The sequence below is a fragment of the Sorangium sp. So ce176 genome (assembly GCF_051519835.1).
Taxonomy (GTDB): domain Bacteria; phylum Myxococcota_A; class Polyangia; order Polyangiales; family Polyangiaceae; genus Sorangium; species Sorangium cellulosum_G.
Window position 1 is genome coordinate 2,632,501 of the sequence record NZ_CP150371.1, and the last position, 22,898, is coordinate 2,655,398.

The 22,898-nt window shown below is 72.5% G+C and carries 17 protein-coding genes and 1 rRNA gene (1 of these 18 running past the window's edge); 9 read left to right on the forward strand and 9 right to left on the reverse strand.

Going from position 1 to position 22,898, the window contains the following annotated elements; genetic code table 11:
- The 5 genes from WMF42_RS10155 to WMF42_RS10175 form a co-directional block, all read left to right on the forward strand.
- A 23S ribosomal RNA gene (locus tag WMF42_RS10155) occupies positions 1-141 on the forward strand (it extends 2,869 nt beyond the left edge of the window).
- Positions 142-659: 518 nt separating this feature from the next.
- A complete protein-coding gene (locus WMF42_RS10160) occupies positions 660-2,465 on the forward strand; it encodes a hypothetical protein (RefSeq protein ID WP_437691749.1) in 1,806 nt (601 codons plus the stop codon).
- A 182-nt stretch (positions 2,466-2,647) separates the two neighbouring features.
- On the forward strand, positions 2,648-3,478 hold the full coding sequence (locus WMF42_RS10165) for a DUF1206 domain-containing protein (RefSeq protein WP_437691750.1): 831 nt from the start codon (positions 2,648-2,650) through the stop codon (positions 3,476-3,478).
- Between the two features lie 48 nt (positions 3,479-3,526).
- A complete protein-coding gene (locus WMF42_RS10170) occupies positions 3,527-4,306 on the forward strand; it encodes an N-acyl homoserine lactonase family protein (RefSeq protein WP_437691751.1) in 780 nt (259 codons plus the stop codon).
- 142 nt (positions 4,307-4,448) lie between these two features.
- A complete protein-coding gene (locus WMF42_RS10175; RefSeq protein WP_081426829.1) occupies positions 4,449-4,823 on the forward strand; it encodes a zf-TFIIB domain-containing protein in 375 nt (124 codons plus the stop codon).
- A gap of 62 nt (positions 4,824-4,885) precedes the next feature.
- Here the strand turns inward: WMF42_RS10175 and WMF42_RS10180 are convergent, their stop codons facing one another.
- From WMF42_RS10180 to WMF42_RS10210, 7 genes are all read right to left on the reverse strand, one after another.
- Positions 4,886-5,728 (reverse strand): class II glutamine amidotransferase, encoded by an 843-nt coding sequence (locus WMF42_RS10180; protein ID WP_061611030.1) that lies wholly within the window; start codon positions 5,726-5,728, stop codon positions 4,886-4,888.
- Positions 5,721-7,103 carry a hypothetical protein gene (locus tag WMF42_RS10185; RefSeq protein ID WP_437691752.1) on the reverse strand — a complete coding sequence of 461 codons (1,383 nt, stop codon included), beginning with the start codon at positions 7,101-7,103 and terminating at the stop codon, positions 5,721-5,723. The genes WMF42_RS10180 and WMF42_RS10185 overlap by 8 nt, the downstream gene beginning before the upstream one ends.
- Before the next feature lie 7 nt (positions 7,104-7,110).
- Entirely contained in the window at positions 7,111-8,616 is a 1,506-nt protein-coding gene (locus WMF42_RS10190) for a glutamate-cysteine ligase family protein (RefSeq protein WP_437691753.1), read from the reverse strand.
- Between the two features lie 305 nt (positions 8,617-8,921).
- On the reverse strand, positions 8,922-9,365 hold the full coding sequence (locus WMF42_RS10195; protein WP_437691754.1) for a hypothetical protein: 444 nt from the start codon (positions 9,363-9,365) through the stop codon (positions 8,922-8,924).
- Positions 9,366-9,479: 114 nt separating this feature from the next.
- Complete coding sequence (locus tag WMF42_RS10200; RefSeq protein ID WP_061611022.1) at positions 9,480-10,799, reverse strand: ATP-dependent 6-phosphofructokinase; 1,320 nt, start codon at positions 10,797-10,799, stop codon at positions 9,480-9,482.
- Positions 10,800-11,140: 341 nt separating this feature from the next.
- A complete protein-coding gene (locus WMF42_RS10205) occupies positions 11,141-12,583 on the reverse strand; it encodes a PA14 domain-containing protein (RefSeq protein WP_199694026.1) in 1,443 nt (480 codons plus the stop codon).
- Positions 12,584-12,992: 409 nt separating this feature from the next.
- Complete coding sequence (locus WMF42_RS10210; protein WP_061611021.1) at positions 12,993-13,829, reverse strand: hypothetical protein; 837 nt, start codon at positions 13,827-13,829, stop codon at positions 12,993-12,995.
- A gap of 225 nt (positions 13,830-14,054) precedes the next feature.
- On the opposite strand from WMF42_RS10210, the gene WMF42_RS10215 reads away from it, so the two are divergent.
- Complete coding sequence (locus WMF42_RS10215) at positions 14,055-15,296, forward strand: methyltransferase (RefSeq protein ID WP_437691755.1); 1,242 nt, start codon at positions 14,055-14,057, stop codon at positions 15,294-15,296.
- Between the two features lie 121 nt (positions 15,297-15,417).
- Here WMF42_RS10215 and WMF42_RS10220 read toward each other — a convergent pair whose 3' ends face one another.
- Both WMF42_RS10220 and WMF42_RS10225 read right to left on the reverse strand, forming a co-directional pair.
- Entirely contained in the window at positions 15,418-18,339 is a 2,922-nt protein-coding gene (locus tag WMF42_RS10220) for a TonB-dependent receptor domain-containing protein (RefSeq protein WP_437691756.1), read from the reverse strand.
- 4 nt (positions 18,340-18,343) lie between these two features.
- A complete protein-coding gene (locus WMF42_RS10225) occupies positions 18,344-20,104 on the reverse strand; it encodes a serine/threonine-protein kinase (RefSeq protein WP_437691757.1) in 1,761 nt (586 codons plus the stop codon).
- Positions 20,105-20,329: 225 nt separating this feature from the next.
- Here WMF42_RS10225 and WMF42_RS10230 point away from each other — a divergent pair, with 225 nt between their 5' ends.
- The 3 genes from WMF42_RS10230 (at position 20,330) to WMF42_RS10240 (ending at position 22,833) form a co-directional block, all read left to right on the forward strand.
- Positions 20,330-20,770 carry a YeeE/YedE family protein gene (locus WMF42_RS10230; RefSeq protein WP_061608479.1) on the forward strand — a complete coding sequence of 147 codons (441 nt, stop codon included), beginning with the start codon at positions 20,330-20,332 and terminating at the stop codon, positions 20,768-20,770.
- The gene (locus WMF42_RS10235) at positions 20,767-21,303 is read left to right on the forward strand and encodes a DUF6691 family protein (protein ID WP_437691758.1); all 537 of its coding nucleotides are present in this window, start codon (positions 20,767-20,769) and stop codon (positions 21,301-21,303) included. Before WMF42_RS10230 ends, WMF42_RS10235 begins: the two co-directional genes overlap by 4 nt.
- 159 nt (positions 21,304-21,462) lie before the next feature.
- On the forward strand, positions 21,463-22,833 hold the full coding sequence (locus WMF42_RS10240; protein WP_437691759.1) for a hypothetical protein: 1,371 nt from the start codon (positions 21,463-21,465) through the stop codon (positions 22,831-22,833).
- Positions 22,834-22,898 lie beyond the last annotated feature (65 nt).

Genomic DNA, 22,898 nt, shown 5'->3' on the forward strand with positions numbered 1-22,898 from the left:
GGAAGCCGGCCTCAAGACCAGGTGTCCCGGACCGCAAGGTCCCTAAAGACCCCTCGTAGACCACGAGGTTGATAGGCCGGGTGTGGAAGCCGAGCAATCGGAGGAGCTAACCGGTACTAATAGGTCGTGCGGCTTGACCATACTCCATGGAACGTGACGAGCATCGCGCCCGGAGCTCGGGTGTGAGCAGCGCTGCGCAGCGAGCGAGAGACGCTTCAGAACGACAACGCGGTGGGAAGCACCGCGAACAGAGAGCCTGCATGGCGGACGTCATGCGGGCTCTTTTGCTTTTGTCCGCGCGTCGCCGGCCCCGCGGAGCTGCCCTGCCCGAGGCGACCCTGTTCTTCTTCTTCGCGCGGCGCGGGGGCCCCGCCGGGCTCGCCCGAGGCTCGACCTTGCCGGGACGCCGCGCTCCCACGAGGGCCCCGCCCCCGGGAGGCCTCTGCTGCGCAGCTTTACCACGCCGGTTCCAGATGTACGGCGCGCTGCGGTTGCGATTATGTTCGCCGCATGCGGCCTCCGATGAAGCGGCCCACGCGGGCGGCGCAGCGCGTCCATCCGCGTGGAGTATCCGAGCGCCTCGAGCCTCTGCACGCGGCTCGCCTCGATGGCGTGAACCTTCCGGCGAACCGAGCGCGCCAGGCACCGTGCCGGGCGCCATGACAACGCACATAGAGACCACGTTGCCCGGCGAGGAGCCCGCCGAGCTGCCCGCCGGCGCATCGGCAGGGCAGGGCGCGGCGGCGGACGCGACGGATCGCCTCCCTTCTGTGCCGCGTACGGCGGCGCGCAGGCTCGTCTCGGCGTGCTTCTGGATCACGATGGCGCTCTGCCTCGCGCTGATGGCGTGCAAGACGGCGGCGCGCTTCGACCTGACCACGCTCTGGGACGACGCGTACATGTTCCAGCGCTACGCGCACAACATCCTCGCCGGGCACGGCGTCTCGTGGAACCCGGACGGGCCGCCGGCCTACGGGCTCACCTCGCTCGCCTTCATCGTCGTCGCCGTGCCGTTCCACCTCGTCACCGGCGGCAACACGAGCCTCGCCGCGATGCTTCAGAGCTTCATCTGGGGCCCGGCGCTGCTCGTCCTGCTCGTCCTGCTCGTCCTGCGCGCGGCGGGCGACGGGAAGGTCGCGCGGCTGTCCTGCTTCTCGCTTGTCGCGTTCTGCGTCGCCCGTTCCACGCTGACCGACCACTTCGTGAGCGGCATGGACACGTCGTTCGGCCTCTGCTTCCTCACCGCCTACCTGCTCCTCGCGCTGCGGCTGCTCGGCGACGCCCGGATCGCCGGCGGGGTGGCGCTCGGCGCCTTCGGCGGGCTCGCCTTCTCGGTGCGGCCGGAGCTCACGGCCTACGCCGTCCTCGTCCCGCTCGCGCTCGTCGCGCTCGAGCGCGACAGCGCCCGCCGGCGCTTCGGGCTCGCCGCCCTCGCCGCGACGGCGGGCGTCCTCGCCCTCCATCTCGTGGCCGCCAAGCTGTACTTCGGCTCGCCCCTCCCGCTCCCGTTCTACGCCAAGTCGACGAACCTCTACGGATCAGGGATCCTCCGCGCCTACCGCGGCCGGCCGACCATCGATCTCCTCGACTGGCTCGACTTCTTCTGGCCGCTCTTCGCCGTCATCGCCCTCGACGTGCTCGTGGGCCTCGGCGCGCGCCAGGCGGCCTCCGGCGCGCCGGCGGGGGAGGGGCAGAGGACCGGCCCCCGGGCGTGGTGGGCGGCGTCCACGGCGCTCGACAAGGGGATCCTCGCCGCGACGCTCCTGTGCCTCGCCTACTCGTGGTTGTTCGTCGTCCCGATCATGGGGTTTGCGCAGCGGTTCTATTACGCGCCGCTGCCAGGCCTCATCTACCTCGCTTGCCGGAGCGCTGTCCGGCTCGCGCGGACGCTCTCCGACGCCCTCGGGCAGCCCTCGCCGGCCGCCCTGCCCGTGGCCGGCGTCGCCGCGCTGGCGATCCTCTGGCTCCACCTCTCCACGCCGCTCGCCACGGCAGGCAAGGACCTCGCGGGCGCCGTCGCGGGGAACCGGCTCGGACACTTCAACATCGTCAAGCACGGCAACACCTCGGGACCGCAGAGCTACTGGTTCGCGATCGATCGCGTCTCGACGCTCCCCGACGACCTCGTCATCGCCACGACCGAGGTCGGGATGCTCGGCGCGATGAACCTCGAGAAGACGATCATCGACATGGCCGGCCTCAACGACCGGCGCTTCGCGCTCGAGCCGTTCTCCGCGGAGAGGTTCTTCGCGGCCTACAAGCCCGACCTCATCTACATGCCACACCCGCATTACGTGAAGATGATCGAGGAGCTGGAGGCCCACCCGGAGATGTCCCGCTACGTCGTCTACTCGAAGAAGAAGCTCGGGACGTCGCAGTTCGGCATCGCCGTCCGGCGCGAGAGCCGGTACTTCGAGCGGCTGCAGCAGATCGTGAAGGAGAAGGCGAGCTCGAAGTCGAAGTGACGCCCCGCTGCGCGAGGGCGATGGCGTCGAGGCCGAGCGACGCCTGCGGGTGAGGCAGTCTGGGGACGAGGCGTGGCGGCGCGCCCCATACGGCAGGCGCGATCGCGCGCCGCGCGCCGGATGCGCCGCGCCCGCCCGGTGGCATGCCCGCTGCACCAGCTTCTCCGAGGAGAGCTGAAACCATGGAATTTCCGGTGCGGCGAGAAATGTTCACTCGGCCCGAAAACAACGGGTGGGTGCGCACCCTGGCCAGGTTTGGGTTTGCGGCCAAGGGCGTCGTCTACGTGCTCATCGGCGCGCTGTCGCTCCAGGCTGCCTTCAGCGGCGGCGGGACGGCCGGCGGGCGCGAGGCGGTCGGGCTCCTCGGCGAGCAGCCGTTCGGGCAAGCGTTGCTGTTCCTCGTGGGGATAGGGCTGCTCGGGTATGCGCTGTGGCGAGAGGTCCTCGCCCTCAAGGACCCGGGCCACGTCGGGAACGACGCCAAGGGCGCGACCGAGCGCGTGGGCTGGGCCGTGAGCGGCGTCATCTCGGCGGGGCTCGCGCTGACGGCGTTCCAGCTCGCGCTGGGCCAGGACACAGGCGGCGACGGGTCCCGGACCTGGGTCGGCAAGGTGATGGAGCAGCCGTTCGGGGGCGTCCTCGTCGGCGTCGCGGGGCTCGTGGTGATCGGCGTCGCCGTCCAGCAGCTCCGCAAGGCGATGAAGTCCCGCTTCGCGAGGGACCTCAGCACGGAGGGCATGAGCCCTCCGGAGCGCACCTGGGTGTTCCGCATGGCCCGCGTCGGGCTCGTCTCCCGCGGCGTCGTCTTCGGCATCATCGGCGCCGCGCTGATCAAGGCCGCGCTCGCCCACGATCCGGGCGAGTCGAAGGGCGTCCGCGAGGCGCTCTCGACAGTGGCCGACTCGCCCTTCGGGACGGCGCTGCTCGTGCTCGTCGCCGCCGGCCTGTGCGCGTACGGCGTGTACATGTTCTTTTGCACGAAGTACTCGAAGCTGGCACACCCCGCGGCGTAGCGCGGCGGGCGCGCGCCCTGAAGACGCCTGTCCGGCGGAGGTCGCGCCATGAGGACCGAGGTCAGGAGGCTCTATGTCCTGCTCTGCGGCTACGAGATCCTCGAGAAGACGGTCTCGACGCGCGACAGCGGGGGGCGCTTCGTCCTCGCCGAGCCGGTCTCGGCCTACCTGCTCGAGACGGCGCGGGGGCACGTGCTCGTCGACGCGGGGCTGAACAGCGCGATCGTCCGCGACCCGGCGCTGCGCGAGGAGCACTACACGAAGCAGGGGATTCGCCCGCCGGTCATCCTCCCGGAGCACGAGCTCGGCCACCAGCTCGCGCAGATCGGGGTGCGACCCGACGACGTCCGTCACGTCATCTTGACGCACATGCACCTCGACCACGCCGGGAACCTCGGGATGTTCCGCCACGCGCGCATCTCGGTGCAGCGCGCGGAGCACGCGTTTGCTTTCAGCCCGGCGCACGGGCCCGCCTGGTTCGAGCGCGACTACGACCTTCCTGGCCTGCGCTGGGACCTCGTCGAGGGGGACTGGGAGGCGCTGCCCGGCGTCGAGGTCGTCCTCACGCGCGGCCACACTCCAGGCCACCAGTCCGTCGTCGTCGCGCTGGAGGAGACAGGCAACGTCGTGCTCGTCGGCGACGCGGGCGACCTCGTCGAGAACTTCGCCGACGAGATCCTCCCCGGCGAGAGCGTCGATGACGCGGCCGCGCTCGCCAGCATCCGCCGCCTCAAGCAGATCGCGCGAGAGCGGGGCGCGAGGCTCCTCCTCGGCCACGATCCGCAGCTCATCCAGAAGGTGCGGTTGCTGCCGGAGTCATACGCCTGACGGGGGAGCGTCGCCCGGGCGCCCTGCCCGCGGGCGGCGCCGCGGCGCCCGGCGCGCGCCCCCGGCGGTGCGTGCTTCACGCGATCCGCCTCCTCTGGTAGCCTCGCCCCAGACCGCGGCGCCGGCCGCACTGGAGCGCTACGTGAACTGCCCGAAATGCACCGCCTCGATGGATGTCATCACCTTCGGCGGGATCGACGTCGACCGATGCACCGCGTGCGGCGGTATCTGGTTCGACAGCCACGAGAAGGAGTCGCTCAAGACGATCGAGGGCTCCCAGCAGATCGACACCGGCGATCCCTCGGTGGGGCGGAAGAACAACGACATCCGGCGGGTGCCGTGTCCCCGCTGCACCACCCCGATGGTGCGGATGGTCGACCCGCAGCAGCCGCACATCTGGTACGAGACCTGTAGCGTGTGCGGCGGCGTCTACCTCGATGCCGGCGAGTTCCGCGATTACAAGGAGCACACGGTGGGCGACTTCTTCCGCAGCCTGTTCGTGCGGCCGCGCGGCTGACGGGGCGCCGCCGCGCGCTGTCAGCCGCGCGGCGGACTGGCACCCACGCCGGCCGGCGCAGCTCAGCCGGGGGGCGCCCGCTCGGCGACCTCCGCGGACGAGCCGCGCTCGGCGGGGACCTCGGGGAACGTCGCCAGGAGCTCGCCGGCGCGGAAGACCCACAGCGTGCCGGGCGTCGCCTTGCTCCAGAGCTCGTCGCGCGTGAGCGGCTCGGTGGCCACGACGGCCATGCGCGCTTCGGGGCCCATGCCCTGGACGTCGTTGAAGTTCACCTTGAGGTCCGCGTCCACGAGCGTCGCCTCGCCGAAGGGGGCGTGGCGGAGGATGCAGGACAGGTTGTCGCCGCAGCGGGCGTAGAGGTGCTCGCCGTCCGCGAACAGGAAGTTGAAGACTCCATCGCTGCCGAGCTCGTTCCCGAGCTCGTAGAGCGTTCGTCCGAGCTCGCGCCCGTCGCTCGGGTACTGCGCGCCGTAGGCGCTCCGGAGCTCCTCGAGGATGACGCAGAACGCATGTTCGCTGTCCGTGTCGCCGATGGGCGTCTCGAGGTGGAGCTGTCGATCCCTGACCGTGGGCAGGGTGCCGTTGTGCGCGAACACGATGTGCCGGCGGTGGAGCACCCGCATGAAAGGGTGCGTGTTCTTCAGCGCCGCGCCCCCGCGCGTCATCTTGCGCACGTGGGCGATGGAGAGCGCCGTGTGGATCGGGTTCTCGCGGATGAACCGGGCGAGGGGGCTCGAGAACGCGGGGTCAGGCTCGAGGAACGTCCGCGCGAACAGCCCGTCATAGAGCGAGACGCCCCAGCCGTCCGCGTGCGGTCCTGTCTGCCCGCCGCGGAGCGCGAGCCCCGTGAACGAGAACACGATGTCCGTCGGCACGTTCGAGACCATGCCAAGGAGCTCACACATCGCCTGCACCCTCCTTCTGCGCGAGCGCGTCGTCGACGATCAAGAGCCCGGTGACGCCGCCGCCCGCGCAGACGTTGCTCACCGCCGAGGCCGAGAGCCGCACCATCGCGCCTTCCATGCGGCCGGCGAACACGAAGGGGCAGAGATCGAAGTAGACCTCTTCCTCCACGATGCCGTCGCGGAACGTCGGCATGCGCTCGGTGCGCGAGGAGCTGCGCTCCTGCACGATCGCGCGCTGCGCCTCGCCGCCGAGGACTGCCTCCCTCCACGCGTCGGGCGGCGTCTGCCACCCGAGCAGGACGCCCTTGCCGCCGTACTCGTCGTTCGGCTTCAGCACGAAGCTCTCCTGCTCACCCAGGACGAGCTCGACGAGATCCACCTCGCGGCCCTTCCATTCGGCCCTACCTGCCTTCACCCGGCGCGTCCAGGGGACGTGCGCCGCGATGGCCGCGCGCTGCCCGGGCGAGAACAGGCCCGAGAACTCGGGGTCGCTGAGGACCGCGAACGCCGCCTTCTTGTTGAGGGGCTTCGTGCGGAACGAGTTCGCGACATGGGCCGCGCGGTCCCGGTACGCGCGGACGAGCGGGTGATCGACGCCGCGCCGCCCGATGAGCTCCTGCGTGATCACCCGGCGGTAGACGAGATCGATCGGCTCTCCCCCGGCGGACAGCCGGACGCCGTCGTACTCGAGCTGGTCCGGATCGAGGATCATCGTCCGGTGCCCTTCGGCCGAGAGCAGGTCCGCGAGCACCTTGAACTCGGCAGCCGTGTCGACCGTGGCCCAGTCGACGATCGCTATCGTGGGCCGCGGCTCGCGCCCGCCCCACGCGGCGTACCCCTCGCGCAGCGCGCGGATCAGCCCGCGGTGCGGCGCGGGCGTGCGCAGGCCCGGCCGGCTCCGGAAGGGCGCCATGTGGGGGAGGTCCATCAACGTCTGCTCGATGAGGAGCTGATCGGTGATGCCAGCGGGGGAGTCGGCGTTGAGCTCGATGAAGGAAAAGCCGCCCTCGGTCACCAGCATGTCGAGGCGCCCGACCGTGAGGAACGGGCCGTCGCCGGGATCCAGGGCCGCGAGGGCGCGCTCGTCCGCCGACAACCCCAGCTCGTCGGCCAGGGCGGCATCCACGAGCGCGCGCCGCGCGACGCGCTCGAGCGCGGCGGCGACCCGCTCGGCGGCGCCGGCGACCGCGGCGTAGTCCTGCTCCGTGATGAGATAGGGCCGCAGGTGGCGGCACAGCGCGCGCGTCCCGTGCACGAGCCCGATCTCCCGCTGCCCGTCGAGGAACGACGCGAACCGCGCCGCATCCATCGCGCCGGGCGCGGCGAGCTGCGCGTCGAGCTGCTCCGCGAGGGCCGTCGTCATGTCCCGGTTCATGACCACCTCACGTCGCGCCCGCGCCGGGGATCGCCCAGGCGTGCACGGGTTGTCCGGAGTCGACCTCGGCCATGTACCGCTCCAGCATCCTCCGGAGCGCCTCGGCTCGCGGCGCCCCGCGCGCCTCCATCGCCTCCATCGTGCGGAGCTGCCATACGGCCCCGGTGACGCCCCTGGCGACGCGCCGCTCGAAGATCTCCAGGAACCGGCGGGCCTCTGCCCCGTCCACCCCGGCGGCGAGCAGCCCCTCCTCGACCTGCGGCAGGAGCGAGAGGAGGAGATCGCGCGCGCGGATCCCCCTGGGCGGCGCCCCCGGCGCGGTCGGCCAGACCAGCTCGGCGTCGAGGCCGAACTGCGCTGCATGGTAGAAGTTCCTCGCGGCGAGGCCGAAGGGGAACGACGGCAGCAGCTCGGAGACGGAGGGCGCGAGCGCAAGGATGCCTCCGAGGAGGAAGCTGCCGTTCGCGAGCATGTCGTCGAGGGTCGGGCCCGACGGCAGGGCGCGGAGCTCGATCCGCAGGTGGCCGTCGCCCGCAGGGTCGTAGACCGGTCGATTCCAGTTCCAGACCGTGCCGTGGTGCAGGCGGAGCTCGTGGAGCTGGGGCACGCCGCCGGCCCGCGCGCACGCGAGGACGTCCTCGTCGCAGCACACGGGGAGGATGGGCTCGTGCAGCGCGACGCTCTCCATGAACAGCTCCGCGGCGCCGTCGCGCACCCAGCCGGTGCCGAAGCCGATGCGGGCCGGCTTCTTCCAGTCCGTGTCGGGGTCCGGCGGGCGGTCGTCGCCGGCCTGCTTGAACACAGCGACCCGCGTCTCGTGCCACAGCCGGTGGCCGAGGAAGATGGGCGAGTTGCCGGACGCCGCGAGCACGGGCGCTGTCATCATCATGGCCGCGTTGAACAGCCGCGCGAAGGCGTCGGGCGCCGCCCGGAGGTGGACCTGGAACGCTGTGTTCGCCGCTTCCATCGCGGGGTCGTCCGACATCAGCTCGAGCGGCTCGGCCCCGTCGATCCGGATGTGGAACGGCGCCTTGCGCAGCCGCGTGAGCCCCGCGGCGAGCGCGCGATACCGGGGCAGGTTCGTGATCGTCCCCGGGTTGAAGTCCTGCCGCTGGAAGGTCGGCAGGATGCTGACCGGGACCACGCGCGCCCCCCGCGCCGCGGCGCGCAGGCGGATAGCCTCGGCCGTCGCGCGCATCTGCTCGCGCAGCGCCGAGAACGGCCGGCCCGCGAGCGGCACCGCCTGCGTGCTGAGCTCGATGTCGAACGCGCCCATCTCGGGCGTGATCATCGGGCTCGCCTCCGCGCTGGCGATCTCCGGCCCGATCGGCACGGGGCGCGCCTCGCGGTCGACGAGGAACATCTCGAGCTCGGTGCCGATCGTCGTCTCGCCCAGGCCGAACCCCGGCCGGCTGAGCACCATCTCGAGCGCCGTGAGGTTCTGCTGGAGGCGCGCTTTGAACAGCCCGTAATCGACGGTCCTGAAATGATCTTGCTGGATCTCGATGCCCAAGGGACCTCCCGCTGCGATCCCGGCGAGAGCTGAGCCGCTGTTCGAACCAGGCTCCGGCCGTGGGCTGGAGCGCGCGCCGCCGAGATCGTGATCTTCCTGCCAGGGGTCGCGCACTGCAAAGGCAGGGCCACGAGCGGCGAGCTCGTCGAGGGCCGCGCAGCGGAGGAGGTTGGTTCCTGGTGATGCGGTTCCCTGCGTCCGTCGCGCTCGACCGGTGTGGCGCGCTGGCGGCCTGTGGCAGAACGCCGCGTGGATCGCTGCTGGCCGGTGTCACCGCTGTTTCGGGCCGGCGCAGCGGCGTGAGGTCACTGCTCGGCGCGCGGGACGCGCTCGACGGTGCATTGTCCCGCCGAGCAGCGGGCGATCGAGTCCTCCTTCGGCGCCATGCACTTCGCGACCGGGCAGCTCTCGGCCGCGCAGCTCCGGGCGCGCCACGCCTTGTGCGCCGCGAGCGCGTCGCGGTGGAACGCCTGGTTGCACGGCGGGCAGAGCTGGTCGCAGCACTGCTCGGGGCGGGCGCAGGACACAACGCAGTCGGCGTCGGCGGCGCATCGAGGCTGCGACGCGGCGCCGCTGCCGTCCAGGGCCGCGGAGCCTGTCGGCGCGGGGGCGCCGGACGTGGGCGCGACGGGCGTGGGCGACGTGGTGGTCGTGGGCGCCGGCGCCTGCGCCGGGGCTTCGCTGCGACAGCCGGCGAGAGCGGGGAGGGCGACGAGCACGAGCGAGCGAGAGAGCGACGAGGTCTTCATGCCGGCCATCATGGCACAAGCGCGCCGTGGGCCAGCTCCTGGTCGGCGCGCAACAGGGGCTTCTTGCCCCCGGCCGCCCGCGCCCCGGCCGGGAGACCGGTCGCTGAGGGCCGGCTAATAAAACGACAGCGGCTGTCCCGTGGCCTCCACGACCGCCATCCACAGATCGTCCGTCGGCCCCACCTGCTTGCGCATGCGGACGGCGAGGGGCATGGGCACGTGCACGAAGCGGCCGTGCCACCTGCCGATCAGCATCTCGGTGTTGCCCGCCATCGCGGCGTGGACCGCGTTCCGGGCCATGTTCCAGCAATACACGCTGTCCGAGGGGGACGCGGGGACGCTGCGGATATGATAGCTCGGGTCCAGGTACTTCAGCGTCGCCTCGACGCCGCGCGCCTTGAAGTGGGCGTTGATGCGATCGCGCAGGAAGAGGCCGATGTCCTTCAGCCGGACGTTGCCGCTGAGATCCGTCGCCATCGGCTCGGCGCTCGAGGTGCAGTGCTCTTGCAGGGCGCCCTCGGCCACGACGATCACGGCGTTGCCGTGGCGGGCCAGCCGGCGCTCGAGGTGCGCGAGCAGGCCGCACGGGCCGTCGAGCTCCGCGTGGACCTCGGGGATGAGGACCACGTCCACGTCCGCCGACGCGAGCGCCGCGGAGCACGCGATGAAGCCCGAGTGCCGGCCCATCAGCTTGACGAGGCCGATGCCGTTCTTCGCCCCCGAGGCCTCCACGTGCGCGCTGCGGATGACGTCCACGGCGGCGGCGAAGGCGCTCTCGAAGCCGAAGCTGCGGTCGATGAACTGGATGTCGTTGTCGATTGTCTTCGGCACGCCGATGACCCCGATGGGCAGGCGGCGCTCCTCGATGGCCCGGACGAGCGACATCGCGCCCCGGATGGTGCCGTCTCCGCCGACGACGAAGAGCACGTTGATGCCCATGGCCTCGAGCGTGTCCGCCATCTGGTGCGGGTCCTGGTTGCCGCGGGACGTGCCGAGGACGGTGCCCCCCATGCGGTGGATCTCCTCGACGCTGCGCGGGTCGAGGCGCATGGGGGCGTGCCCGAAGCGCGCGACCAGCCCCTCGTAGCCGTAGCGAAAGCCGAAGATCTCCTGCACGCCGTAGCTGGCCGCCATCGTGAGCACGAGCCCGCGGATGACGTTGTTCACGCCGGGGCACAGGCCGCCGCATGTCACGATGCCGGCGCGCATCTCCCGCGGGTCCCAGAACACGCGGTTGCGCGGCCCGGCCAGCTCGAACGCCGGCGGCCGCGGGCCGGAGGCGCCCGCCAGGACGGCGGAAAGGCGATCGTCGAACAGCACCTTGTCGGCCTCCCCGACGTACACCGTGGCCTTCTCGCCGAGCTTCTCGGCGACGGGCGAGGGGTACCGGCAGGGGCCCAGATCCTTGATGGCGAGATCGGCAGAGGTCACCACGTGGAATGCCTCCGTGGACGGGGACGCGGCCCCGCGGCGCGAGCCGCCGCGGGACCCAGGCATTGTCATCCGGCGCCGGTTTCGTCCTCTTTTCCGGGGCGAGACGCTGTCGTAACGCCCTGACCGCCCCGCCGGGCCGCGCGACTCGACGCGTCGTCGCGCGACGAGGTCGCGCGCCAGCACGAGGACGGCGACGCCTTCGTGCTGGTCGCGGGCGAGGAGCCGGTGGCGTGCGCGTACTTCGACGCGCCTACGAGGCGCTCGGCTTCAGGCTGATCGGGGAATACGGGCTCCGCCTGTTCGGCGGAGCCTGAGCGGGCGCGGCGCGCGGAGCGAGGTCGCTAGTTGCACGAGCCCAGATCGGCCCACTCGGCCGGGCACCACGACGCCGGACTGCTGGGCGGGCAGTCCGGGTTGGACCACCAGATCTGCTGCGTCGCCCTCCACAGATGGCCGCCCTGGACCACCCGGGTGTCGGTCGCGTACACCTGCCCCGACGCCCACGCCGGAAGGTCTCTGCAAGTGACGTCATGGAGGCGGCCCTGGGGGATCGGCTCCCGGACCTGGCTCGGGCTCGACCAGTACAGCTTGCTCTGCGCGCCCCCACCGGAGTCGAAGTACTCGACCTTCAGGTCGTAGCGCTGGCTCGCCACGAGCGAGAGGGTGACGCTGTCCTCCGTCGGGCTGTGCGGCGTCCAGTTGTCGATGACCAGCGTGCCGTCGACCCAGACGCGCACCCCGTCGTCGGACCGGGTCGTGAGCGTGTAGGTCTCCGAGTAGCGCGGCTCGAACTTGCCGGTCCAGCGCACGGAGAAGTTGTCGACCGGGATGCCGCTCGCGGGCGAGCCCTCACCCCAGTCGAAGTTCAGCCCCGGGTCGGTGCGGACGACCGGCGTGCCCGAGAGGCTGGTGTTCGCGAAGTACTCGCCGCGGAGGCCGTTGCCGTTGCCGTCCGGCGGCGGGGTGCAGGCCTCCCAGGTGGAGGGCGACGCGGTGAGGTTGCGGTTCTGGTAGGCGTAAGGCGCGAGCTGGTTGAACGACCAGGTGCTCGCGCCCGACATCGTTTGCCAGACGCCCGCCGTCGTCTTCCGCTCCTGGCGGAGCATCTTGATCGGCTCGTCGCAGGATATCTGCGGCGTGACGTAGCCGTCGGAGGCCCAGTGCTCGACGTCGTGCGTGTACATCTCGACGGTCCCGGGCGCGTCCTCGGCCAGGAACTGCCAGCCGGTGCCGTCCTTCATGTCGACGTGGAGGCAGATCTGGGTGCCGCTCACGTCCGCCACGTGCGTCGGCGTGCACCGCTCGTACTTGAAGACGACCTGCTGACCTGGCTGCAGATCGCCGAGGTTGCCGCCGAGGGTCCCGCCGCAGGTGCCCCCGGAGCTCCACTGGGTGTTGCAGTTCGGGTGGTTCCCCACGACGCCGTTGTCGTCGCCGAAGTAGTAGACGAACCAGCCCTCCGGCGTGTGGTAGAGGCCCGACTCGATGTTGTAGTACCACTGGCCCACCGCGGTCCAGGCGGTGCTCTCGTTCAGGAGCTCGGGCACTTCCCACTCGATGATCCAGCCGCGCGTGTCATCGATGTTGCCCGTGTAGCTGCTCGTGAGGTCGTAGCTGCCCCACGCCAGGGTAGCGACCCCGAGGGGTTCCTCGTCCGCCCCGGCGACGCAGCCGCTCGGGCCGAGCGCCCCGAGGAGCAGGAGAGCGGCAGAGGCGCCCAGCCGGGCGGCGCGCGACGCGCGGAAGGAGCTGGCATGTGTCGGAAAAGCGCTATCGTTCGGCATCGAACCTTCCCTGAGAGACGCTCCGCGCTGCGCGCGAGGGGCGGCGGCGCGGGCGTGAGGTTTGAGGAAGCACGCCGGACCAGCCGCGAGGGCCAGCGCGTCCGCCGCGTCATCCGGGCGTGCTCGCGCGGGGCTCTCGCGTGGCTCGACTGGCGGTATCTAGCCGACGGAGTTGCGCCTTCCAGTGCATAGGCAGCATGCGCTCCATGCAGCGCATGCATCTACGGGCGATGGCGTCGAGTCCGGGGAACAGAGGGCACAGAGGGCACAGAGGGCACAGAGGAGAGAAAAAGAAACTCTTTCTCTCTCTCTCTCCTCTGTGCCCTCTGTGCCTCTGTGGTTCAAATTCTCTCCCATCATCTTTCCCACAAAGGAGCCAGGGACGCCCTGCGTCGCTCAGCGCGCCACGCTAGAACTCGACCATCAGCCCCACCGAGGGATAGATGATGAAGCTGTCGAGATCCACGGCGACCGCCCGCTCCCCGAGCACGGAGAGCTCGCCGCCCGTGAAGATCTCCGCGAGCGTCAGCTCGAAGCCGAAGAACACGTGTTTGTAGCCGAGCGCGACGCCGGCCTGGCCGCCCACGTAGAGCCCGGTGCCGGAGAACGAGGCGATCTCATGCTCGCCCGGGTAACCGGTGAAGGCGGGCAGGTCCACGGTGAGGCCGGCGTCGAACGTCGTGAACATCAGGCGAGGACCGCCCCAGACCCGGTACCACGTGCCCGCCGTCCCGATCTGGATCGGCAGGTCGATCTGCCATCGCGTGAAGTCCTCGAGCTCGACGATGCCCAGGATGCTCACGACCGGGAACCCCACCACGTAGCGCCCGACCCCGACGCCGGCCGTCAGATCGACGCCGTCCTTGTCGCGCTTCAGGAGCTGATAGCGGGTGCCCAGGCGAAACGCGCTGCCTGTGTAGCGGAGGTTGAGCTCCCAGCGGTCGAGCGCGGTGTAGCCGACCCCGATGTGCGGCGTCACCGAGGGCGGGTTCAGCGCGAGCGCGCCGCCCGCCTCGAAGAGCGTCTGTCGCTCGCCGTCGGACAGCTCCCGGGACTCCGCCACGTCTGCCAGCACGAGGCCGGCGTCGATGAGCGATGCGATCGCGCCGGTCGGGATCGAGACGTCGAGCCCGAGCTCGGCCTGGACATGGCCCTTCTCGGCCACGTGGGCCGGCTGGAACGTGGAGAGGGCCGGCGCGCAGCCGCACGTCCAGAGGGCGAGGAGCGCGAAGGCGAGCTGGCGCATGGCGCCCCCACGCTACCACGCGTCGCCGGGCGAAAGGCCGCGCTCGCCGGATGCCCAGGCGAGGCGGCAGACTGTCGGGCTCAGCCTCGCGCCTTCTTCACGCCGATGTCCCATGGAGCGGGGGTACGGGGCCGCAAGCCCCGCGGCAGCCCGGTGTGCGCCGCGGCCGAGGCGCCTTCCGGGCGCCACGCCGATCCGGTAGTGCTGGCCCGACTCCGCCCGCGCATGCCCTCTTCGACAAGGCCTCCGTCCGTCGCCCAGCGCCTCGAGCGCGCCCTCGAGGTGCTGGTGCCCGCGCTCGACATCGTCGAGGCGCGCGTCGACGAGGGCGCGCCGCCGGCCTGGTGCGAGGCGCGGGGGTGGACGGGCTTCCTCCTCTCGCTGTCCGACGGCGATCTCGCCCGCTGCGAGGCCGAGGGGCTCGCGGCGTGCATCGACGGGCTCGACGGCGCGCCGCCGACCCTCGCGGCCCTGGCGCGCGCCGCGGATGAGGCCGCGAGGCTGCCCCGGCGCCCGGTCCGGCCCCTCCCGCCGGCGTCCCTGGACGAGCTGAGGGCGGTCCCGGCGCGCAAGCGGCTCCAGCTCGAGGCCCTGCTCGGCGCCGTGGCGCCGATGGCCGCCCGCGCCCGCCGCCTCGTGGACGTGGGCGCGGGGCACGGGCACTTCACCCGCCTGGCCGCCGCGCGCTTCGACCGCGACGCGATCGGCCTGGAGCGCGAGCCCGACCGCGTGGCGACAGCCTCCGCGCTGGCCGCGGGCGGCCGGGCGCGTTTCGTCGCGTTCGACGCCTGCCAGGAGGCGCTCGCCTTCGCCCCGGACGACCTGCCGGTCGGCCTGCACGCGTGCGGCGAGCTCGGGGACCGCATGGTGACAGCGGCGGCCGAGGCGCCGTGCGACCTCGCGCTTGTGTCGTGCTGCTTGCAGAAGATCGGGGCGCCGGCCCGCGCCCCGCTCTCGGCCGCGGGCAGGGCGGCGGGGCTCGTCCTGAGGCGCGAGGCGCTGGGCCTCACCAACCTCACGCCGCGCCGCGCCGGCGTCGAGGCCAGCCTGGACGAGGAGCTCGCGGCGCGCGAGCGGCGGCACGCGCTGCTCTCGCTGCTCCGCGGCCGCGGGCTCGACGTCGCCCTGGGCGAGGAGATGCGCGGGATCAACCGGCGGCGCGCGCACGGCGGCCTGCGCGAGCTCGCCGCGCGCGCCCTCGCGCTGCGCGGCCTGGCCCCGGCGACCGAGGCCGAGCTCCGCGCGCGCGAGGCGGCGGCGCGCGCGGCGTTCGGCCGCATGCGCCGGCTCACGCTGCCGCGCTACCTCCTGGCCCGGCTCACCGAGGTCGCTGTCTCGCTCGAGCGCGCGATGGCCCTGTTCGAGCGGGGCCACGAGGTCGAGGCGGCCGTCGTCTTCGAGCCCGAGGTGACGCCGCGCAACATCGCGATCTTCGCGAGCGCGCGGCCGGGAGGGCTCGGGGGCTGATCGGCGCGCATGTGCGCGAAATCACAGGATATTTCCCTGTCTGCGCCCCTGCGCCTTGGCGCCCCTGCGTCGCGATTTCTCCCCCGATCGCCTCGGCCATGAGCGCCTGGAGGCGCCCGGCCTACGGGGTGCTGACGGTGATCTCGCCGAGGAAGGTCCGGCCGTTCTGGCGGCTCGTGGATGAGCGGTAGGTCTCGGCGACCGGGTAGTCGTACCGCGCGTCCATCGCGTTGTAGAGGCCGAACACGTAGCGGGTGTGAAAGCGGCGGATCTCCCCGGAGATCGTGAGATCCGCGACGATCGCCGTCCCCGTCGCGGCGTCCCCGTCGCGGGGGATCCGCCGCGGGGCCTCCACGTTGAGCCGCAAACCGGCCGAGAGGAGCCGGTCGACCGCCGGGATGACGCCGCGGAACGACGCGAGGTGCTCCGGGACGTTGATGAGCCGCTCCCCGCCCGCGCGCTGGGCGCGCTGGTAGCCGTAGTTCGCCGACAGCATCCACCCCTGCCGCCACTCGCGGCGCAGCTCGACGTCGGCCCCGGCCACGATCGCCGCCGACCTGCTGTTCTGGTAACGCGCCACCCCGGGGCTGTCCTCGGTGACGCTGATGAGATCCGAGGCGCGGCTCGCGTGGATCGCGCCGAGCGCGACCCACGCGTCGCCGAGGCGCTGCGAGTACTCGATCTCGCCCGAGAGGATCGACTCCGGCGAGAGCTTGAGGCCCCGAGCGGGGTCGACGGCGGCCACCTGCGTCTCGCCGTCCGCGTAGAACTGCTCGGAGATGCTCGGGGCGCGGAAGGCGCGCCCGCCCATGATCTTCAGGACCCCTCCGGGCGCGGGCCGGATGATGATCGCCGCGCGCGGGACCACGATGGGCTCGAAATCGCTGTAGGCGTCCACGCGCGCGCCCGCCGACAGGCGCAGCCACGGGGCGGGCGAGCCGTCGGCGATCAGGTAGCCGGCCGCGAAGGCGTAGGTCGCGCGCTTGTCCAGGATCACGGCGGGAGGGTCCTGGCGGATGTTGTGCAGCGTCGCCTCCGGGTGCGCCTGTGCCTCGCCGCCCGCCGTGAGCCGGAGCCCGGAGAGCGGCGTCCACGCCGCCCGCGCCTCCAGGCCCATCCAGGTGCCGTACTGGTTCTCCGAAATCAGCTCGTCGAACGCGTAGTAGCCGTGCCACACGAAGCGGTTCACGTGGCCGCGCACCATGAGCTGCAGGTCGGGCGCGAGCTGCGGCTCGAAGCGCACCTCGGCCATCATGTGCGTGTCCTCGTACCTCGTCCTGAGATCGTTGAGCCGCGTGCCCACGTAGCCGATCGGCACGAGCTGCTCGCGCGTGTGGACCATCCACTGCGCGGTCAGCGGCCCGTACCAGGCGCGCCCGTACGTGCCGCCGGCCCGGAAGGCCTCTGTGGACTCGGCGATCTGCGTGCGCGGGCCGTCGCCGGGCTCCCTCAGCGCGACCGGGACGTCGAACCCGTCGGAGCGGGCCGCGGAGACGCTCGCCCGCACGCCCGCGTCCTTGCCGGCGTTGTAGTGGAACCCGGCGCGCGCGTGGCCCACGCTGTCGTAGTAGGCGCCGACCGCCGCGTGCGCGGAGGTGGGCTCGTCGCGCCCGCGCGGGACGAGGTTGACGATGCCGGAGAGCGCGCCCGTGCCGTAGAGCAGCGAGCCCGGGCCGCGGACGACCTCGATGTGATCGACGTCGTGCAGGTCGTCGCGCGCGTCCGAGCCCACGAACGAGGCGTTCAGCGTGTTGTCGTTCGTCGAGTGCCCGTCCGAGAGCACGAGGAGCCGGTTGCCGTAGTCGAGCGGCTCGCCGAGCCCGCGGATCCCGGCCGAGTAGACGACATGGTCGTTCGAGAGGTAGACGCCGCGCGTGCCGCGCAGCGCCTCGGCGATGGTCGGGTACCCGAAGGCGCGCAGCTCCTCCTGATCGATGACGCTGACCGAGGCGGGCGCGTCCTCCATGCGCTCGAGGACGCGCGAGGCCGACGACACCTCCCGGAGCGGCTCCATCGTGAGGTCGCGCAGCTCCGCCTGCTGGCCCGCCGTCACCTCGAGGGTCCGCTCGACGGGCGCGAAGCCCCGCAGGCTGACGCGGACGCGGCGCCGGCCCACCGGGACGCCCTGGATCACGGACGGCGTGAAGCCCATGGGCCGGCCGTCGATCTCGACGAGCGCGTTGGGCTCGCCGTCGCGCACGAGGATCGAGCCCGTGAGCGGGCTGAGCGTCGCCGTGACGGGCACAGTCTCGTGCGCGTTGACTGTCAGCGTCTGCGGCGCCGCCTGGTAGCCCGGGCGCGCGAAGTAGAGCACGTGGCGGCCCGGCGGCAGGTCGATGTCGCAGGGGGCTGTGCAGGCGGGCGGCGCGCCCTCGCTGTCGACGTGCACCGTGGCCTCGCTCGCGCCGCGCACGTCCACCCGCACCGCGCCGACGATGCGGCGGAGCACGACGAGCACCTCCTTGGTCTGCCCGAGCTTCACCTCGAGGTCGTCGACCGTCATCGTCTCGTGGCCCGCGAGCTCGACAAGGATCCGGTAGCGCCCCTCGGCCAGGGCGAGCCGGCGCGGCGTCTTGCCCCGCACGCCGAGGTCCTTGCGGTCGACGTAGATCCGGGCGTCCGGCGGCGACGTGGCGATGTGCAGCACGGCCACGCGCGGCGCGATCCGCTCGAGCGCGGCCCGGACCTCGGCGATGATCTGCGCGTCGGTCTCGCCCTCGAGCGCGTCGTCGTAGTACCGGTGCGCGTCCGCGAAGCGGCCCAGCTCCTCGTACGTGAGCGCGATGTTGAAGACCACGTTGCGGTTCGGCACGAGCCGGTTCGACGCGAGGAAATGCTCGAGGGCGGCGTGGAACTGCCCCTTCTTGAAGAGATCGCGGGCCAGGTCGAAGTGGAGATCGGCCTCGTCGGCCTGGCCCTCGCCGTCGGCGCGGGCGACGGAGGCCTGCAGCAGGGCGCCCACGAGCAGGGGCACCGCGGCGAGCCGCCACCGGCGGGCGCGCGGGGGCCGGCCGGCGCGCGTGTTCGAGGGCTCTCGACGCATGCCGCTAGCGGCGCTCGCGCAGGCGCGCCGATCTCGCCGGCGCCGGCTCGCCGCTGGCGGCGGGCTCGGTGGCGGCCGCGGGCTCGCCGCTGGTCGCCGGCAGCGCCGGGCGCGTGCGGGCCGGCCTCGACGACCCCGCGGGCGCGAGCGCCGCGCCGGCCGCAGCGAACCCGCTCGCCGCGACGGCCGCGGGGGGCATGATGGCCGAGGACGGCGGGAGGAACGAGGGCCCAGGATCGGCGCCCGCGGGCGCGGCAGGAGGGTCCGGCGCCGGCGCGACCGGCGAGGCCACCTCGCCGGCGGGCGGCGCGCCCGCGACAGGCGCCGTCGTGCGCCCCAGCCAGGCGAGCGCCGCCGTGCCCCCGAGGATCACAAGGAGCGCTGCCGCGACCGCGTGCCGCCGCCCATGCCGCCCGCGCGCCTCGGCACCGCGGCCGCGCTCGCGCGGCTCGGACGGCGCGGCGGCTGACGCCTGCAGCGCTTCCGGGCGCGTCGCCGTGGTGGAGAACGGGTCGGCCGCGGTCGTCGCTGCCGGCGCGGGGGCGGCCGCGGTCACCAGCGCGATCGTCGCGTTCGGGGCAGGGGCAGGCGCGGACGCGCGCGCGGGCGGCGGCGACGGCGACCGCGCCGTCGCCGGCGCGACGTCGGCCGCGGACGCCTGCGTGGGCGGCGACGACGGCGTGGGCCTGCTCGGCCGCTCGAGCGCGACGCACCGGGACGCAGGCGCGGCGTCGCGCGGTCCGGTCAGCGTCTGGGCGTCCTCGTCGACGGCCCTCGGGCGGCCCGGCGACGGCAGCGCGTCCGCTGTCTCGCCCCCCATGGCCCTGCGCAGGATGCGGGCCGCCTTCCGGCGCGCGGGCTCCGACCCCAGCGGCTCGAGCAGCGCGACAAGCTCCGCGACCGTCTGGGGCCGGCGGTCCGGGTTCTTCTCCAGGCACATCAGGATGACGTACTCGAGCTCGACCGGGATCTCGGGCCGGTGCGCGCGCGGCGGCACGGGAGGGTCGGTCACGATGCTCACGAAGAGCGCCGACACGGACTCGGTCTCGAACGGCAGCCGCCCGGTCAGGAGCTGGTAGAGCGTCATGCCGAGCGCCCAGATGTCGCTGCGGGCGTCCACCGTCCGGGTGCTGCGGATGTGCTCCGGCGACATGTAGCGGGGCGAGCCGAGCACCACCGACGACGCTGTCAGCTTGGCGTTCGCGCCGAGGACGCCGGCGTCCGACGCCTTCGAGATGCCGAAATCGAGCACCTTGATCACGGCCGAGCCGTCCTTGCTGCTCGCGAGGAAGAGGTTGCCGGGCTTGAGGTCGCGGTGGACGATCCCGAGCGCGTGCGCCTCGGCGAGGGCCTCGCAGGCCTCGATCACGTAGCTCACCGCCTGCTCCGCGGGCAGGGGGCCGCGCGTCTCCAGGAGCGCCTCGAGGTCGATGCCGTCCAGGTACTCCATCACGAAGTACGGCAGCTCCTCGTCGGTGTGCCCCACGTCGATGACGCGCGCGATGTGCTCGCTGGCGATGGCGGCCGCGGCCTGCGCCTCGCGGAAGAAGCGCTCGACGGCGCCGGGGGTGGTGCGCCCCTCGGGGAGCAGGAACTTCAGCGCGACCCGGTGGCGCAGCGACACGTGGTGCGCCGCGACGACGAGGCCCATGCCACCGCGCCCGATCACCCGCTCGACGCGGTACTTGCCGCCGATGATGTCCCCGATGCGCGGAATCCTGCGCCACGAAGCCGGTTCCGCCGCTTCCCAGCCTGCTTGGGCCATCGACCGATGAGTATACACCAGCCCCCTGGCCCTCCGGCACAATCTCGCCCCCGATCCCACCCGCGCCGGCGCCGTGTGCGACATGTCCGCTCTCACCCCCACCCTCGCTGTCGGCCGGCGCGCCAGGCGAGCGTTTGCGCCGCGCGCTCACGGGAGACGCGCGCCGAGCGCCGCGCGCCGCTGCGCGTTGCTATGCTGGCGGGTCGCCCTCGGAGAGGTCTCATCATGCATGAATTCACCGCGACAGGCCCGCTCGTCGGCGGCGTCCTCATCGGACTCGCCGCGTCCCTGCTCCTCCTCTTCAACGGGAGAGTCGCCGGCGTCAGCGGCGTGCTCGGAGGGCTCCTGTTTCCGTCCCGGAGCCCTGGAGACGCCGCCTGGCGCGCGGCCTTCCTGGCTGGCCTCCTCCTCGGCGGCCTCGCGCTCGCGGCCGCGCACCGCGGCGCCTTCCCGTCCGTCGACGGCGCTCGCTCGCTCGGCCTCGTTGTCGTCGCGGGGCTGCTCGTCGGTTACGGCGCGCGGCTCGGCAACGGGTGCACGAGCGGCCATGGAGTCTGCGGCCTGAGCCGCCTGTCGGTCCGATCGCTCTGCGCCACGATGACGTTCATGGCGACCGCGGCCCTCACCGTCTACGTCAGCCTGCATGTGCTCGGGGCGGCGCGATGAGGCAAGTCGCGCTCGCGCTGCTCGCCGGCGCGCTGTTCGCCGTGGGGCTCGGCGTCTCCGGCATGACCCAGCCGTCCAGGGTCATCGGCTTCCTCGACGTGGCCGGCGACTGGGACCCGAGCCTCGCGTTCGTGATGGTGGGCGCGATCTCGGTGCACTTTCTCGCCTACCGCGTCCTTCGCTGGCAGGAGGGTCGAAAGCGCGCCGGGGCCGCCAGCGCGCCGCGCTTTCCCCTGCTGGCCGACCGCATGGACGTCCCGGCCCGCACCGGCCTCGACGCGCGCCTCTTCGCCGGGGCCGCGCTGTTCGGCGTCGGCTGGGGCCTCGCGGGGTATTGCCCCGGGCCGGCGCTCGTCTCGCTCGCGACCGGCTCGCGCGCCGTCGTCGCCTTCGTCGCGGCCATGGCGGCCGGCATGGCGATCGAGCGCTTCACCAGGGCGAGGAATCACGAGGAGTCAGGGCCAGAGGAATCAGGGCCAGAGGAATCAGGGCCTGAGGAGCGAGGAGGCCCAGCGCCAGCGCGACGCCGCTGACCGCGACCGCGGCGACGCCGCGCGTTCGAGCCAGGCCGCCCTTGCGGCGTAACTGTGCGCCATGTAATGCTCGAAACCAGGTGCCCGATGCTGGCCGCGGTCGTCCGCGGCCAGGTCGACGAGAGGCTTCGGCCTTCACCAATGCTGGGAGAGCGCGCCATGAGGATGTCACTCGGCCCCTTTCTGGGGGCGGCTGTCGGTCTTTGTCTGCTATCGGCCTGTGTCGACCCGGACGGCTCGACAGGGCTCGCGGCCAGCGAGGCCGCCACGGAGAGCGAGCTCGGGGCGGCCACCGAGGAAAAGTCATTCGAGGTCTGGGCCGTCGATCAGTCCAACACGAACGGACTGACGTACGGCGGCACTGTGTACATTTACAATGGCCAGGGCCTCATGGGCGCCTCCGGGGTGAATCCGGCCGCCGCGGAGGTCATCGACCTCGGGGGCGAGACGGCGGCGCTGTGCTTCGCGCAGACCGGCGCCAATCCGGTGCGGCCGCACATGCTCTTCTTCAACGCCGCGCACACCCACGCGGTGCTGTCCTTCGTGGCCAGCGGCCATGTCGCGATCTTCGACGCCGAGACCCGCGCGCCTGTCGCGTGCCTCCGCTCCTCGCCGGGCGCGGACGGGGCGCGGCAGGCCCACGCCGCGGTGCCGGCGCCGGACGACTCGTACATCCTCGTCGCCAACCAGAACGGCAAGCTGCTCGAGCGCATCGCGACGGACTACGCCGCAGGCACGTTCGCGTGGGATCACGACGCGACGCTCGACCTGACGAGGTGCATCGCGCCCAGCGGGGATCCCTGCCAGTTCCCGCACATCCGGCCCGACAACGCGCCCATCTGCCCGATCATCGACGCCTCCGGCACCTACGGCTTCATCACGCTGCGCGGAGGCGGCCTGTTCGTCGTCGACCCCACGGCGACGCCGATACAGATCGTGGGCGAGTACGACGCGACCACGGTGCACGGCAACGGCTGCGGCGGCGTCGAGGCCGGAGGCTCGATGTTCATCGACTCCGGCGGGGGGACGGCGGCGAACCTGGACCAGTTCGACCTGTACCGGTTCCCGCTCACCGGCTACGCGGCGACCAACGCGGCCAACACCCCGCCGCCCGAGGTGGTGTTCACCGACGCCTCGCCCGACAGGGACGCCCACGGCACGCTGCTGACGAAGCACGCCGGCTCCGTCTGGGTGCTGGACCGGATCCGGGGCGTGGCCGAGGTGTTCGACGTCGCGACGAACGCGCGTACGGGGACGGTCGACCTGAAGGGCCCGTACTCGAGCGATCCCGCGCCCGACCTGATGGACATGTCGCCCTCGGGCAACCGCATCTTCGTGACCTTGCGCGGTCCGACGCCGCTGAGCGGCGACCCGCACGCGTCGGTGGGCAGCACGCCCGGCGTCGGGGTCATCCACGTGACCGCGCACGGGCGCAGTGGCAAGCTCAAGGCCATCACGCCGATCACCAACAAGGATGGCTCCGGCGTGGAGCGGGCCGATCCGCACGCGATCCGGGTGCGCCGGCTCTGATGGCGCCGCGGCGGTCGGGGCGCGGACGAGCCCCGTGCCTGGCCAGCGCGACGGCCGCCCGGGCG